Origin of the sequence: Hydrogenophaga sp., assembly GCF_030651625.1 — a bacterium.
Taxonomy (GTDB): domain Bacteria; phylum Pseudomonadota; class Gammaproteobacteria; order Burkholderiales; family Burkholderiaceae_C; genus Hydrogenophaga.
In genome coordinates, this window is record NZ_JAUSCF010000017.1 from 1 (window position 1) to 15,257 (window position 15,257).

The window sequence follows — 15,257 nt, forward strand, 5'->3', positions numbered from 1 at the left end:
CCGCATCGATGGTGCGCACTGCGGCCACCATGCCAGCCCCGGCCGCCGCAGCCAGCAAAGTGCTCCGCCAAGTCGGCCACCGGCGGGCCAGCAAGGCGGCCACGGGCAGCGCAGGTAGCCAGCCTGCGGCCAGGATGCCGGCATAGACGGGGGCGAAGCCAATCAGGTCCCGCCAGGTCATGCGGACGCGCTCCGATGTGGGTATGTTCAAGCCCAGATCCACGAGGGCTTGCAGGTTCCACTGCGTCTGCACCACAGAACCCCATGCTGCAGCCAGTATCCAGGACAGCAGCAGCGGTGCAAGATGCCTTGTCCAGCGTGGGGACTGGGATTCTTTCGCGATGCTGGATCTCATAATGTTCATTATGAAATACGCAGCAGCTTTCTTCATGGGTGCGCTGGCCGCGGTGATGTCGGCCCAGGCGGCCGGCTACCGGGTCGAGACCGTGGCCAGCGGGCTCGAACACCCTTGGTCCCTGGCCTTTCTGCCCGATGGCCGCATGCTGGTGACCGAACGCCCGGGCCGGCTGCGGTTGATCGAGCCTGGGCCTGATGGCCGGCCACAGTTGCGAAATGAACCGGTGGCCGGTGTACCGGCGGTGCTGGCACGTGGGCAGGCTGGCTTGTTTGACGTGGCGTTGCATCCAGACCATGCGGTCAATGGCCAGGTGCTGCTGTCATTCGCTCATGGCAGCCCGGAAGCCAACCACTTGCGTGTGGTGCGGGCACGTTTCGACGGCCATCAATTGCTGGATGTGCAGCCGGTCTTCACTACCCAGCCCGCCAAAGCCGAGACACAGCACTTCGGTGGCCGCATGGCTTGGCTCCCCGACGGGAGTCTGCTGCTCGGCATGGGCGACGGGAACCTCGATCGCACGGATGCGCAACGACTGCACACCCATCTGGGCAAGATTCTGCGCATCAAAGCCGACGGCAGCGTGCCGGACGACAACCCCTTTCTCGCTCGCCCCGATGCCCGGCCGGAGATCTACACCTTCGGACATCGCAACCCGCAGGGACTGGTGGTGGTGAACGGCGTGCCCTTCGCCCACGAACATGGGGCGCGGGGCGGAGACGAGCTGAATCTCCTCCAACCTGGGGCCAACTACGGCTGGCCCGTCACCACCGGAGGCATCGACTACACCTACGCCCGCATCACGCCCTATCGAAGCCTGCCCGGTATGGAGCCACCGCTGGTGGAGTGGACACCATCCATCGCCCCGGCGGGGCTGGCCTGGTACGACGGTGCGTTGTTTCCTGCGTGGCGCGGTAGCCTGTTCGTAGCGGCGCTGGTGGAACGCAGCGTGCGCCGCGTGCCCTTGTCGGGTCGTTCGCCAGGCTCGCAGGAAGTCCTGTTTCAGGAACTTGGCGAGCGCATACGCGACGTGCGCGCTGGGCCAGAAGGCGCCATCTACCTGCTGACAGACAGCCCCAACGGTCGTGTACTGCGTGTGACACCGGCGTCACCATGAGCAGCGCATGCAAGGCAACTGGTGAGCCATTGCAGATGTGCGCTGAAGAACAGACGCAGTGAAGTGGACCGGCGATCATGAACACGGGTGTGGATACTCAGCACGTTCCGCCCTCGGCATGTCGCCGCATGGCATGAACCCCCGCGCTGCCGACCCGGCGCCCTTGGAAAACCGCTCGTCTGCGCGTGGACCATGATGCCGCAGTCCGGGTTCAACGGGGGTCAACTGGTTCAACCGTAGCAAACTTCCGTGTTGGAAAAGCTCAAGTCAGACTTCCGAGAGATCCGCGACGGCAAACCGGGCCGGCGATTCCTCAAGCATTTTGTAGAGAGTCGACGTCGCGAAGGTGCGCAAGCCAACGCGTGGCGAAATGCTGGCTACATCGCTGTCGGACTGGTGTTGCTCGTCAGCGGGCTTTTGCTGTCGCTGCCGCCAGGGGTGCCCGGATTTCTGCTGTGGATCCCAGGCCTGGCGCTGTTGGCCTCCCGCTGGCGCGGGCTTGCGGGGTTGCTCGATCGATCTGAAGCCTGGGGTCGACGCTTGTGGCATCGCTGGCGTACAAAGAGTGACCCTTAGCGGACCACCGCAGTCGTCAGTCCGATGCATATTGACCGAAGCACCCTCGAAATGCCCATCAGCGCCGGGATGAAGACAAGTCCTCGGGAGCCGGGCCACCATTCCGGCGTGGAATCCATTTCCAGCAGCCATGAGCCTGCAGGCATCCGCCTTGCCCATGCACCAGCATGGACATGCTTTCTCTCATGCAGTGGTCCGCCATGGTGGTGACGCTGGCAGCCTCGTGGCTGGTCGCGTCGCGGAAAACGCAGCGCCGCAGCATGGGTTTCTGGTTGTTTCTTCTGAGCAATGTGTTGTGGGCCACCTGGGGCTGGCACACGGGTTCGCATGCCTTGATCGCACTGCAGATAGGCCTGGCCGCCTTCAGCATTCGCGGTGCGATCAAGATGGGAAGGGCGAACTGAATGCGTGATTTCTGTACAGTTCCTGATCCATGCCGGAGGTCATCCCCTTGAACGAAGAATCGAAGAAAGTTCTGTTGGCTGCGTCTGGTACGAACCCGATGGCGACCGCCAGTCATGGGAACGCCGCGACGGGCCAGGTGTCGCGACTGGCCGATGCAGCAACGTTTTTGCGCGGTTTTCTGGTCCGCCCGTTCGAAGTCGCTTCCGTGGTTCCGAGTTCCGCCTATCTCGAGGACCGTGTGGTGCAGGCAGCCGAACTTGCGCAGGCGCGTTGCGTGGTCGAACTCGGTCCGGGCACCGGCGGCACCACGCGCGCGCTTTTGCGCATGCTGGCACCCAACGCGCGTCTGCTGGCGATCGAGATCAACCCCGATTTCTGCGATCGGCTGCGCCGTGCGATTGTCGATCCGCGGCTCACGGTGCATGCCGGGACTGCCGAGTCCCTGGCCGATGCCTTGCGCCTGCGGGACATGCCGCCCGTCGATGTCGTGGTGTCTGGCATCCCTTTCTCGACACTGCCGAGCGACACCGCACGACGACTTGCTGCGGCAATCCACGCCCATCTCGCCCCTGGTGGGCGTGTGGTTGCCTACCAGTGCAGCCCCCAGGTGGTCGGCTACTTCTCACCGCACCTCGGCCCGCCCCGCATTGCGTGGGAGTGGCGCAGCCTGCCGCCGATGCGTGTGTTCGTCTGGGTCAAGCCTGCACGGCAGATGAATGCCCAGGGTAGTCCGGCAGGGGTTGCATCACCTGACTTGGGTCAGCCGGTCACTTGAAAGGCTGAGACGCTTTCGGACCCGTCAGGTTTGCAGTGATCGGCTGCGAACTCGGTGATTGCCTGCACCTGTCTGCGATGTTGATCTCCTGACTGGCCCATGCGGTGAGTTGATTGCGCATGCGGACGCTCGCACCATTTTTCGCGCTGTGTGCGGTGCCAGACGGTCGCCAGACCTGTCTCCCAGCAAGATGATCCACAGAGTCTCGGGCACAACACCCGAGTGATTCACCGAAGCTCCCTCTGCGAGGGGCTTCGCCTACTGACCAGGCGGGAGCCATGCCAAACACTGAAAACCACATCATCGAACGCCTGCCCAGGGGCGTTCAAACCCGATTTCTAGAGCGCTGCGAATTCTATGAACTTGTGCCCTCGACGGAGCTCAGCGCCCGCGGCACCACGCTCACACACGCCTACTTTCCCAACTCCGGTTCCATCTCGCTGGTGAGCGAGGTGGGCAGCCATCCGCCAATAGAGGTTGGTGTGGAATCCATGCTGGGATCGGAGCTGCTGCTGGGCGTGGCGAAGACACCATGGCGCTCGGTGGTCCGGGGGGCTGGCAATTGCTGGCGCATAGAAACAAGGGCGTTGCGGCAAGCGCTGACCGACATGCAGGCGCTGCAAGCGCTCTTGCAACGCAACCTGATGGTTCGGGTTCGCCAACATCAGGCGCTGGCATCCGCGGCGGCAGTCTCATGGGCTGCGTGACCCGGGGTGACAAAGGCGACCGCCTCCGCGTGCGCAAGCGTACAGACCCGGACAGGCTCGCGTCATTAAGGTGGCAACTCCCGGGTCTGTATTCATTCCAGTGGACGTGCATCGACGGCACCTCCCTTCGACCAACCTCTCCAGGAACACCATGACCGCTACCAAGACCGCCACCAAGACCGCCACCAAGACCGCGGCCTCTCCAAAGGCAAAGCCCGCATCGAAGGATGCCATCGCCTTGCTCAAGGCCGATCACGTGGCCGTGAGCAAGATGTTTGCCGAATACGAGAAAGCCCGATCGGTGACCAGCAAGAAAAAGCTGGTCGGAGAAATCTGCACGGCACTCACCCTGCACGCTCAGATCGAGGAAGAAATCTTCTACCCGGCAGTGAAGGCGAAACTGAAAGACAAATTGCTTGTTCCTGAAGCCACGGTCGAGCACGCGAGCCTGAAAGAGCTGATCGCCCAGATTGAAGGCGTGGAGCCCGATGGCGAGATGTTCGATGCCAAGGTCAAGGTGCTTTCAGAGTACGTGAAGCACCACGTCAAGGAAGAGCAGAACGAGATGTTTCCCAAGGCCAAGGCCTCGACGCTCGACATGGTCGAGTTGGGGTCGCGCATGACCGCGCGCAAAGAAGACCTGCTGGCCCAGGTCACCTGAAACAACCGGAGCACACCATGAACCAAACCCACTTGCCAGTCAGTTCCTCCGCCGTCCCATGGCCCACCAGTGACCAGCGTGAGCGCGCTCCCGACGCTGCGGTACCGCAAAGAAACGAAACCCCCCCGCCTGAATCGGCTGTTCTGGTGATGAACGCAGGTCAGGGTTCTCGCAACGCCACGGAACACAAGGGGGAAAGCGCACTTCGAAACATGGACGAGAGCCTTGAAGCCGCAGATGAAGCGCTGCAGGCCAGCGTGCATCGACTTCGCGATTCCCGATCCGAATGGGTCAACAGCCTGCGTGTCACCGTCCGTCGCAATCCACTGGCATCTGTCGCTGCTGCGTTTGCGCTGGGCGCCACGATCTTCCGAATCTCACGCTGAACGCGGTACAAGGCGACTTCCCTTTGGCGCTATTCGAAATCGAATGCAAACCAATGGGGAATGACACCGGCAAAGGAAACAGATGGCCAATCCCTGGTTGAAAAAAAACCCTTTCATGAGCATGTGGCTCAGCGCTGCAAACCGGGTTGCAGGAACCGTTCGCGGCCAAGCCACGGCTGAGGCGAGACGCAACCTGAAGGCGGCAATGTCCGCGCCCGCATCCCCGCCTGCTTCCAAAGCGAAGTCCAAGCCGAAGTCCAAGGGCAGGCGCTGAAGGGCGGCCGGCAAGACAATGCGTCGCAAGTCCCGCTGGGCGCTGATCGCTAGCGTCGTTGCCTCCCTCTGTCTGGTCGTCGGGTTGCTTGTCTCGAACTTCATGGGCGGCGAAACAAAAATTCAGCAGCGCATTGAACGCCTCTACGCGCTCGATGACCCCCGTTTCATGCGGGAGCTCGGCGTGTTGCTCGGGCCGCCCTTCCTGCAGGGAGCGAAGGTGCGCGCGCTGCTCAACGGCGACGAGATCTTTCCCCCCATGCTGGCGACGATCCGTGGCGCCCAGGTGTCGATCACCTTCGAAACCTACATCTACTGGTCGGGCGACATCGGGCGAGAGTTTGCCGACGCCCTGGCCGAGCGCGCGCGCGCAGGTGTGAAGGTTCATGTGCTGCTCGACTGGGTGGGCAGCGCAAAGATGGACGACAACCTGATGACCACCATGGAACAGGCCGGCGTCCAGGTCAAACGGTTTCACCCACCGCACTGGTCGCACCTGGGGCGCATGAACAATCGCACCCACCGCAAGCTGCTGATCGCCGACGGGCGCGTCGGGTTCACGGGCGGCGTCGGGGTGGCACCGCATTGGACGGGGCGCGCACAGGATCCTGATCATTGGCGGGATACCCACTTCGAGGTGGAAGGCCCGGTCGTCGCCCAGATGCAGGCGGTGTTCATCGACAACTGGATCAAGGTCACTGGCGATGTCCTGCATGGGCCGGACTACTTTCCAGTGCTGGAACCGGCAGGCCCGTCATGGGCGCAGATGTTCAGCAGCTCTCCCAGCGGTGGCAGCGAGAGCATGCAGCTGATGTACCTCTTTGCCTTGACCGCGGCATCGCGCTCCATCGACCTGTCTGCCGCGTACTTCGTGCCCGACGCGCTGACCCTGCAGGCTCTGGCCGACGCGTTGAAGCGAGGCGTCAAGCTGCGCATCGTGGTGCCTGGCAAGCACATCGACAGCGACACGGTGCGCCATGCATCCAAAGCGACCTGGGGCCCGCTGCTCAAGGCCGGTGCCACCATCGCGGAGTATGGACCCACGATGTACCACTGCAAGCTCCTGATTGTCGATGGGTTGCTGACCTCGGTCGGCTCCACCAACTTCGACAACCGGTCCTTTCGACTCAACGACGAAGCCACGCTGAACATCGTTGACAAGGCATTCGCAAGCAGCCAGACGGCCGCCTTCGAAGCCGACCTGGCGTTGGCGCACCAGGTGAGCTACGAAGAGTGGCAAGCCAGGCCCACGCGCGAGCGGATCAAGGAATGGTTTGCCTCGCTGATCGACACGCAACTTTGATCATGTTCGCGGGCGTACAGACGAGGGTGCGGCGGGGCGCGAACATGGCCTTCCAAGCCCTGCACATTTCATGCGGGGCGCCCACGGTTCTTCAGGAGTGAACATCATGAACTTTCTTATCTGGCTCATCGTCGGCGGTGTCATTGGTTGGCTCGCGAGCATATTGATGAAAACCAATGACCAGCAAGGCATGTTTCTGAATGTCATCGTCGGCATCGTCGGCGCGATGCTGGCAGGCTGGTTCATCTCACCATTGATCGGTGTCGGCACGATCAATCAGAGCAATTTCAGCTTGCCTGCCCTGCTGGTCTCCTTCATCGGTGCCGCGCTTTTGCTCGCCATCGTGAACGTCGCGCGACGCGGTAGCGCACGCTGAACGTGCTTGCACAGTTCCCTCCACCAGCACAAGGCCATGCCATGAACGACAGCAACGAAACTCGTGAACAAAAAGGCAATCGCGATCCCATCACGGGTGCCCCAGGGGCTCACCCGGTGGGTACAGGTGTGGTCGCAGCAGTGGGGGGAGCGACCGCAGGCGCGCTAGCGGGTACCGTCGTCGGACCCGTCGGAACGGTCGTGGGCGCCACCGTGGGTGCCGTGCTGGGTGGACTCGCCGGCAAAGGCGTGGCAGAAGCCATTGACCCCACCCGCGAAGACGCCTACTGGCGCGACCACTACAGCGACCGTCCCTATGTGGAGCGCGGTTCATCGTACAACGACTACGGCCCTGCCTATGGTGTGGGCGTCGATGCGTTCACCCGAAACCCGGAGCGTACGTTTGAAGAAGGCGAGCCCGAGATGTCGAGGGAGTGGAACGACAAGCATGGGGCATCCAGCCTGAAGTGGGAGCGAGCCAGGCATGCCGCTCGAGATGCATGGGACCGCATCAAGCCGACGACGCGCCTGTGACCATGAAACAACTTTCCCCCAACGCGATTCATCACCCATCGCCAGTCATGCTGGGCGTCGAGCCGTTCCGTGCCGCTCTGGAATATGCCTGGCACCATTTTTCAGATGCTGGCGTCACCAACGTCGGTGATGGCCATCCCGTCGTGATCTTTCCGGGGCTGGGTGCGGACGGGTATTCCGTTGCCACCTTGCGCGGGCGCTGCCGCTCGCTCGGGTACGACGCGTTCGACTGGGGCCAGGGGTTCAATGCCGGCCCCCAGGGCGACCTTGACGTCTGGCTAAGCACCTTGAAGGCGAAGGTCATTGGCTTGCTTGCTGGCAATGAGCAGCCGGCCACGTTCATCGGCTGGAGCCTGGGTGGACTCTACGCCCGCGAACTCGCCAAGTTGATGGCGCCGAAGATTCGGCAAGTCATCACGATCGGAACACCTTTCAATTCGGAGACCGATCACACCAACGTGAGCGGGCTCTTGCGCTTGATGAGCGGCCAGGTGTCGAAGATGGACCCGGCGCTGCGTCTGCGGCTGCGTACGCCGCCGCCGCTGCGCACCACCTCGATCTACAGCCGCTCAGACGGCGTGGTCGCTTGGCAGACGTGTCGCCACATCAAGCGTTCGCGCCTCGTGCAGGACATCGAGGTTGAGGGCAGCCATTTCGGCATGGGCTGGAACCGTGAAGTGCTTGCGGTGGTCGCAGACCGCCTCGGGCAGCGACCCGGACCCTGGCGTCAATACGCGAGGGCGCAATGAACATGCCATCGAATCCTGGCTCCGATGCCCATTCATCCCAAAGGGGAACGCCGTGAAAAAGCCATTTATCTGGATCGTGCTCAGCACAGGCCTGCTGTTGCTGGCCGCCTGTGACAAGACGCCACCCGCCCACCCGACACCCATCGCCAACCAGCCGCTGCCGGCCGAATCGGACCCATTGGCGGGCGCTGTGGCCAATCCGGGGGTGCCGTCTGCATCGACGATCTTCCCGCCGGCGAGCGCCACCCTGGCCGATCCGATGGCGAATGAAACGGACGGAACCAGGAAGCCATCTTTTGCACCTGAAGATGTCCCGATGTCCAAGCCACTGCCCGGGCAGAACAACGATCACTCGGCACCGCTCAGCCTGGCTCGGTGAGCCGGCTTGACCTTGACCCACCATCCCTTCGGAGGCCATGACCATGTCCCACATGCATTTGCACAAGCCCCACCTCCCGGACCACGATGTGCCCAGAGAACATGAGCCGGGTTCGCCGCCGGTGGAGCCCGACGAGGGTCCGGTGCCCGGCACCATTCCGCAAGACCCTGAACAGGAGCGGGCACCTGGTCCTCGTTCAGATCCGATCTTGCCCATGCATTTGATTCCGATGCCAGGTCGAGCTTGTCTGAATGCCGCCAACGCCGGCCTTCGAAACGTTGTCGGGCGTTCACCCACCTCGCAGTTGCGAACTGCGAATGCCAAAGGATCACCAGGAGTGGGTCCGGCGTTCTCATTTGCCAGCAACGAAGCAACCGAAACCCCTTCCAGGGCCCAGGATCCCCTGATGAGCAAGCCCAGGCGAGATGTGGCTGCCGACTTCGTCGATGCCGACATGCGTGCAATCGCCTCGCTGGACGCCAAAATCCGAGCCTGTCTGGTGCCGGGTCCTTGCAGAAAAGCGCCGGTTTCAAACGGCTGATGATGGATCCAGAAGCAGCGACCTGTGCGGTGCCTGTGCCAGAAACGCGAGCAGCCGTCAGGGCGTCATTTTCAGTGACGCTTCGTCAGGGCAGGCTCACGCCAGCGGCGGTGATGACCGCCTGGTGAGCATAGTCGCCGGGTATTGGGCGGTTCACCGTGCCCAGCCGACGCACGTGGTCCACAAAGGTCTGTGTGTACAGCAGGTAATTGTTGACATGGCTGCCCGTGGCGAACACGGTGCCGAACGTGGCGTAGCCGTCGCGGCCGCTGGCGATGAAGTCATTTGTCACGACGGTGTAGGTGCGCGCGGGGTCGATGAACGCCCAGTTGCCTGTGACACGGTCGCGCCCTTGCACGTTGGTGAAGCGTGCTCCCCGCGGTTGGTTCATGTCCAGGTTCCAGCGCAGGCCCGCTGCGTAGGGGTGGGATCCGTCAGACCCGGCTGTGTCCAGGTGGTTTGACACGGCGTCTTCCAGCACATCGATCACCTGTTGACCGGTCATGGGGAGTTCGACCAGCACGTTGGTGAACGGCAGCAGGGTGAAGGCCGTGTTCAGACTGATCGGGCCGGCGGGTACCGCAATGCGCACGCCACCCGCATTTTGAATGGCGATGTCGGCCCGCAGGCTGCCGGCCAGGAAGGCTTCGGCAACCACCTGTGCTGCGTCGCTGCCTCGCGCCAGCGTGTTGGCGTTTTCACAGCCTGCGACGCCAGCAGAGCGGTTGGTGGATTCACCGGGCACACGCACCAGGCAAAGCGCCTCGCCCGCTTGTCCGATCAGCTCGGCCTTCTTTGCTTCCACTTGCGCGGAATAGTCAGCCAGCGTGGCCGCTGCAGCCACATCGGGCTCGGTCACGCGCAGTGGCGAACCTTTGAGATTGTTCACAATGCCCTGGCGTGTGGCTTCGTCCACTGCGACCCAGGCGCCGCTGCTGTCCTGGCGCTGGAAACTGGAGCCGACCAGCAACGAGACCTGGCCAGTGCAGCTTTCCACGTCGCCGAGCTTGTTGAACCTCAGCCGCATCTCGCCAATGGCCTTTGAATACTCCCAGGCCTGGCCGATACAGACGGGCTTGCCATCCTTGTTGATGGCCTGGGTCGGGTAGTCGCCAGAGCTGCTGAGACCGAAGTCGCTGAAGTCACCCAGCAGACTGTGCGAGTCACCGCCGATGACCGCGTCCACATCGGTCAGTTGCGCGGCCATGGCCTTGTCGGCTTCATGGCCCTGGTGCGTCAGCAGCACGAAATGGCGTATGCCCTCTTTCTTCAGACCATCGATGGTGCGCTGGGCAGCCACCACTTCGTCTTCAAACACGGTGCTGGCCAACGGGCGCGAAGAGTTCGTGGTCTTGCCCTTGATGTCGATGCCGATGATGGCCACCTGCACACCCTTGATCTTCTTGAGCGTGTAGGGCTTGATGTAGTCGGTGGCAGTGCTCATGGCCAGTGGGGTGCCGATGGCTGGCTTGACGTTGGCGGCCAGAACCGGTGTCTTGCAGGTGCCGTTGCGCAGGAAATCGAGGAACACTTTCAGGCCGGCATCCGAGTCGTCAAACTCGTGGTTGCCGAGCGCAAAGGCGTCGAAACACACGGTGTTCATCATGGCGGCGTCGGCCTCGCCCTTGAACAGCGTGTAGTAAAGCGACCCCGTGATGGCATCGCCCGCATGCAGCTTGAGGACATTGGCCTTGGCAGGTGCGGCCTTGAAGGCGCTCGTCACGCGAGCGAAGCCACCAAGGTCCACGCGGGTTGCGACACCACCGATCTGCAGCACGGTGTTGGCGAACGGATCCAGCTGCGAGTGGTGGTCGTTGATGTGCATCAGCGTCAGATCCTGTGCAGGGAATACCGGTTGATTCCTGGGATTCTGACTGACGTTCTCATCACCGCCACCGCAGGCGGCCAGAGCAATAACGAGGCTGGATGCCATCCACAGGGCGCAGCGGCGTGAGGAGGTGAATGCCAAGGGAATTCTCCTGAATGACTGGATGATGCAAGGGATGCTGCTGGCTGCCCGTGACAAGCCTGTGAAGGGGTGCAAAGTTGGCTGATGTGGTGCAACCATTGGCACGGTGCTCTTGTGGCGTCCAGTCGATTTGCCTTGAAGTTTTCAAACCCCTGTCACAAGCGCTTCATATGCTGTTCCGATGTCTACCCATACAAACACCCCGCACCTCCACGACGCCGCAGCGGCTCTGGACCAACTTGCCCATGCTGCCCTGGCTCGCGCCAGCGTGGGACTGTCCCCCGTTTCGCTGGCCCGAGCCTGGACCGACTGGTTGCTCAATTTGTCCGTCTCCCCAGGTTCGAGGGCCCGCCTGAGAACAGAGGCGCAGGCACTCGGCCTGGCCTGGCTGAAGGAGACGATGAGCGGAGCTGTTTTCCAGTTGCAGCCTGGTCTGACCGACACCGCTGTGGCAGACGATGTGCAACCACGGGATTCAGATCGGGGTCATCCATCTGGCGACGCCCGCTTTGCCGCATCGGCATGGAACCGGTGGCCCTGGAGTGCCATGGCCTCGGCCAATCAGGCCTGTGAGCGGTGGTGGACCAGTGCCGCCGAATTGCGTGGCATGGAGCCTCACTCTCGCGAGCAACTGCAGTTCTTCGCAAAGCAGTGGCTGGATATGGTCTCGCCCGGAAACTGGCTTTTGTCCAATCCGGAAGCACTGCAAAAAGCGATGGACTCTCGCGGTCAGAGCGTCCTCAAAGGCGTGGGTCACGCAGTCGACGAATGGCGGCTGCGCCACGGGCTGCAGCCATTGCATGCGAACGATGAGGTGCCGGCACCAGGCAATGGGCTGGCCATGACGCCCGGTCAGGTGGTGTTGCGCAACGATCTGATCGAACTGATCCAGTACCAGCCGGTCACCGAGCAGGTGTTTGCCGAGCCGGTGCTGATCATTCCGTCCTGCATCATGAAGTACTACATCCTGGACCTGTCGCCGCACAACTCCATGGTGCGCTGGCTGACGGAGCAGGGCCACACCGTGTACATCGTGTCGTGGCGGAACCCGGACGAGAACGACGCCCTGCTGACGCTGGACGACTACGTGCGCATGGGCGTGCTTGACGCGCTGGATCATGTTCACATGGCGACACAGCGGCCAGTGCACCTGGCCGGCTACTGTCTTGGCGGTACCTTCGCTTCCATTGCAGCCGCAACCCTCGCACGACATGAAACGAACGACGGCGGTGTGCCGCGCCTGGCCAGTCTGACCTTGATGGCCGCTGAGACCGATTTTTCCGAACCGGGTGAGATGGGCGTTCTGATCGATACGGCCCAGGTGGAGATGCTCGAAGACATGATGGCCGAGCAGGGCTTTCTGAGTGGCCGGCAGATGGCCGGATCGTTCCAGTTTCTGCATTCGCGCGAACTGGTGTGGTCACAACGCACGCGCTCGGTACTGATGGGTGAACCGTCGTACAGCAACGATCTGATGGCCTGGAATGCCGATGTGACACGCCTTCCAGCGGTGATGCACAGCCAGTACCTGCGCCGCATGTACCTGGGCAACAATCTGGCTGAAGGGCGCCATGTGTTCGAGGGGCACCTTGTATCGCTGCGTGACATCGACGTGCCGATGTTCACGGTAGGCACCGTCAAGGATCATGTCTCGCCATGGCGCTCGGTATTCAAGATCCATCAGCTGGCGGCCACGGAGGTGACCTTTGTGCTGACCAATGGCGGGCACAACGCGGGCATCGTGTCTGAACCTGGTCATGCGGGGCGGCACTACCAGATCCTGACCACGGGCCAGACGGACAGGCGACCCACGCCGGACCAATGGGCAGCCATCGCCGCGCACCGCCAGGGCAGCTGGTGGGAGGCCTGGAGCGAGTGGATGCAGCGTCGCGGCAGCGACGAAAAGATCGACGCGCGCCAGCCGCCCGCCGGTCCCGAGCTGGGTGTCGCCCCTGGGCGCTACGTGATGCAGCGTTACGCAGACTGATTGGAAGCAGCCCGTACACCTACGTTCGCCAAGAACCTGCTGCACAGCCCACACCCATGCCAATGCCTTCCCTGCTGCTCACGCTGAATGCGGGTTCGTCGTCCCTGAAGTTTGCGGTCTATGAGACCCATGACCAGCTGGCCCTGATTGCCACCGGGCAGATTGAAAGCCTGGGTCCCCGGGCAACGTTTTTCGTCAAGTCCACAGCACAGACAACGTGCAGCACTCGCTTCACCCCTGAACTGGGGGAGGGTGGCCATGCAGCGGCGGTCGATGCCATCCTGCGGTGGCTGGAGCATGCTCACCCCGGTACCTGTGTGGCGGCTGTGAGTCACAGGGTGGTGCACGGCGGTGTCGAGCACCTGGTTCCAGCACGAATCAACGATGCGCTTCTGGCCGATCTGGAGCGCCTCGTGCCGCTCGCGCCCCTGCACCAGCCGCACAACCTCGCTGGCATAAGGGCCGCACGAGCAGCGTTTCCCGACGTGCCGCAGGTCGCCTGCTTCGACACCTCGTTTCACCGCACCCACCCTTTTGTGGCCGACACGTTCGCATTGCCGCGCAGTTTCTACGAAGAAGGCATCCGGCGCTATGGATTTCATGGGCTGTCCTACGAGTTCATTGCACGTCACCTGCGCTCCCACGACCCGGTGCTTGCCCAGGGTCGCGTCGTCGTCGCACACCTGGGTAACGGAGCGTCGATGTGCGCGATGCACGACGGCCGATCGGTGGCGTCCACCATGGGGTTCACCGCGCTTGATGGCCTGCCCATGGGTACGCGCTGCGGTCAGCTCGACCCGGGCGTCGTTCTGTACCTGATGGCGGAGAAGGGTATGGACGCGATGTCCATCAGCCATTTGCTCTACCAGCAGGCCGGGCTCAAGGGCATCTCCGGCTTGTCGCACGACGTGCGTGAGTTGCAAGAATCGGACAGCCCGGCTGCGCGAGACGCGTTGGTTTACTTTGCAGATCGCGGCCGGCGCGAGATTGGCGGTCTGGCGGCTTGCCTGGGTGGGCTGGATGCGCTGGTGCTCACCGGAGGCATTGGTGAAAACGCCCCGCAGGTGCGTGCCATGATGCTGTCCGGCATGGAATGGATGGGGATTCACATCGATCTGGAGGCCAACCTGCGCAACGCCGCTGTCATCAGCCACCCTTCCTCCAGGGTGCGGGTCCTGGTGTTCAAGACCGATGAAGAACACATGCTCGCCACGCACGCGGCCGAGCTGCTGGCATTGTGAAGTTGCCCTCATCCCCAATCGACAATCTCACACACCCTATACCCCCCATGTTCATAGATCCCAATTCCATCGATCCCTTGCCCAAGGTCTGGGACGAAAACGCCCGCATCGGCGAGATGCTCAGGGGCAAGCGCGGCCTGGTGGTGGGTGTGGCCAACGGCGACAGCATCGCTTTTGGCTGCGCTGCCAAACTGAGGGCCTTCGGTGCCGACATTGCGTTGACGTATGTCAACGAGAAAAGCAGGTCCTATGTCGAGCCACTGGCACGACAGATCGACGCGACCCTTGTGCTTGCGCTGGACGTGACGCAGCCGGGGCAGATGCAGGCGGTGTTCGACAGACTCAGGGACACCTGGGGCAGTCTCGACTTTGTCATTCATTCCATTGCCTTTGCGCCCAGAGAAGACCTGCACAGCCGCATCATTGATTGCTCCCAGTCCGGCTTTCTGCAGGCCATGCAGGTGTCCTGCCATTCCTTCATCGAGATGGCGCACCACGCCGAACCGCTCATGAATCCGGGAGGTGCCATGGTCACCATGAGTTACTACGGCGCCGACAAGGTGGTCAACAACTACAACCTCATGGGGCCGGTGAAAGCGGCGCTGGAATCGGCCGTGCGCTACATGGCCAAGGAGCTGGGCGAAAAGGACATTCGCGTCTATGCCGTCTCACCAGGGCCCTTGCGCACACGGGCAGCATCGGGCATTGCCCATTTCGACGAACTGATCGACATGGCGGTGACCCGTTCACCCGGTCGCCGGCTCGTCGACATCGCCGAGGTAGGCCGTGCGGTGGCTTTTCTGGTGGGTGGTGGTGCCTCGGGCATGACCGGCGATGTGATTTACGTCGACGCTGGCTTGCACAACATGGCTTGACCTTGCGCCCGGAGCGCGCCATGAAGGCGCGCGGCCACACAGATTGTGG

General features: G+C 62.5%; 15 protein-coding genes and 1 pseudogene. 14 read left to right on the forward strand and 2 right to left on the reverse strand.

The window, feature by feature from the left end:
• Positions 1 to 355 (reverse strand): annotated as a pseudogene (locus Q7V46_RS05795) (hypothetical protein); the annotation flags it as partial.
• Between the two features lie 10 nt (positions 356 to 365).
• On the opposite strand from Q7V46_RS05795, the gene Q7V46_RS05800 reads away from it, so the two are divergent.
• From Q7V46_RS05800 to Q7V46_RS05850, 11 genes are all read left to right on the forward strand, one after another.
• Positions 366 to 1,472, forward strand: a complete 1,107-nt coding sequence (locus tag Q7V46_RS05800) for a PQQ-dependent sugar dehydrogenase (RefSeq protein WP_304912575.1) — start codon at positions 366 to 368, stop codon at positions 1,470 to 1,472.
• 743 nt (positions 1,473 to 2,215) lie between these two features.
• Positions 2,216 to 2,452, forward strand: a complete 237-nt coding sequence (locus Q7V46_RS05805; RefSeq protein ID WP_304912576.1) for a hypothetical protein — start codon at positions 2,216 to 2,218, stop codon at positions 2,450 to 2,452.
• A gap of 47 nt (positions 2,453 to 2,499) precedes the next feature.
• Entirely contained in the window at positions 2,500 to 3,228 is a 729-nt protein-coding gene (locus tag Q7V46_RS05810) for a class I SAM-dependent methyltransferase (protein ID WP_304912577.1), read from the forward strand.
• Positions 3,229 to 3,506: 278 nt separating this feature from the next.
• Complete coding sequence (locus Q7V46_RS05815; RefSeq protein ID WP_304912578.1) at positions 3,507 to 3,935, forward strand: hypothetical protein; 429 nt, start codon at positions 3,507 to 3,509, stop codon at positions 3,933 to 3,935.
• 151 nt (positions 3,936 to 4,086) lie between these two features.
• Positions 4,087 to 4,596: a hemerythrin domain-containing protein gene (locus tag Q7V46_RS05820; RefSeq protein ID WP_304912579.1), complete on the forward strand. Its 510-nt coding sequence runs from the start codon at positions 4,087 to 4,089 to the stop codon at positions 4,594 to 4,596.
• A 17-nt stretch (positions 4,597 to 4,613) separates the two neighbouring features.
• A complete protein-coding gene (locus Q7V46_RS05825; RefSeq protein WP_304912580.1) occupies positions 4,614 to 4,982 on the forward strand; it encodes a hypothetical protein in 369 nt (122 codons plus the stop codon).
• Positions 4,983 to 5,274: 292 nt separating this feature from the next.
• Positions 5,275 to 6,558 (forward strand): phosphatidylserine/phosphatidylglycerophosphate/cardiolipin synthase family protein, encoded by a 1,284-nt coding sequence (locus tag Q7V46_RS05830; RefSeq protein ID WP_304912581.1) that lies wholly within the window; start codon positions 5,275 to 5,277, stop codon positions 6,556 to 6,558.
• A 106-nt stretch (positions 6,559 to 6,664) separates the two neighbouring features.
• A complete protein-coding gene (locus tag Q7V46_RS05835; RefSeq protein ID WP_304912582.1) occupies positions 6,665 to 6,934 on the forward strand; it encodes a GlsB/YeaQ/YmgE family stress response membrane protein in 270 nt (89 codons plus the stop codon).
• 41 nt (positions 6,935 to 6,975) lie between these two features.
• Entirely contained in the window at positions 6,976 to 7,467 is a 492-nt protein-coding gene (locus Q7V46_RS05840) for a hypothetical protein (RefSeq protein ID WP_304912583.1), read from the forward strand.
• A 2-nt stretch (positions 7,468 to 7,469) separates the two neighbouring features.
• Positions 7,470 to 8,216 carry an alpha/beta fold hydrolase gene (locus Q7V46_RS05845; protein ID WP_304912584.1) on the forward strand — a complete coding sequence of 249 codons (747 nt, stop codon included), beginning with the start codon at positions 7,470 to 7,472 and terminating at the stop codon, positions 8,214 to 8,216.
• 52 nt (positions 8,217 to 8,268) lie between these two features.
• Positions 8,269 to 8,595 carry a hypothetical protein gene (locus Q7V46_RS05850; protein WP_304912585.1) on the forward strand — a complete coding sequence of 109 codons (327 nt, stop codon included), beginning with the start codon at positions 8,269 to 8,271 and terminating at the stop codon, positions 8,593 to 8,595.
• Between the two features lie 626 nt (positions 8,596 to 9,221).
• On the opposite strand, the gene Q7V46_RS05855 is transcribed toward Q7V46_RS05850, so the two are convergent.
• Positions 9,222 to 11,105, reverse strand: a complete 1,884-nt coding sequence (locus Q7V46_RS05855; protein WP_304912586.1) for a 5'-nucleotidase C-terminal domain-containing protein — start codon at positions 11,103 to 11,105, stop codon at positions 9,222 to 9,224.
• A 181-nt stretch (positions 11,106 to 11,286) separates the two neighbouring features.
• Between Q7V46_RS05855 and Q7V46_RS05860 the strand changes: the two genes are divergently transcribed.
• From Q7V46_RS05860 to fabI, 3 genes are all read left to right on the forward strand, one after another.
• Positions 11,287 to 13,092 (forward strand): alpha/beta hydrolase, encoded by a 1,806-nt coding sequence (locus tag Q7V46_RS05860; RefSeq protein WP_304912587.1) that lies wholly within the window; start codon positions 11,287 to 11,289, stop codon positions 13,090 to 13,092.
• 56 nt (positions 13,093 to 13,148) lie between these two features.
• Positions 13,149 to 14,333, forward strand: a complete 1,185-nt coding sequence (locus Q7V46_RS05865) for an acetate/propionate family kinase (RefSeq protein WP_370690286.1) — start codon at positions 13,149 to 13,151, stop codon at positions 14,331 to 14,333.
• A 116-nt stretch (positions 14,334 to 14,449) separates the two neighbouring features.
• Complete coding sequence (fabI, locus tag Q7V46_RS05870; RefSeq protein ID WP_304912734.1) at positions 14,450 to 15,208, forward strand: enoyl-ACP reductase FabI; 759 nt, start codon at positions 14,450 to 14,452, stop codon at positions 15,206 to 15,208.
• The last annotated feature ends 49 nt before the right edge of the window (positions 15,209 to 15,257 follow it).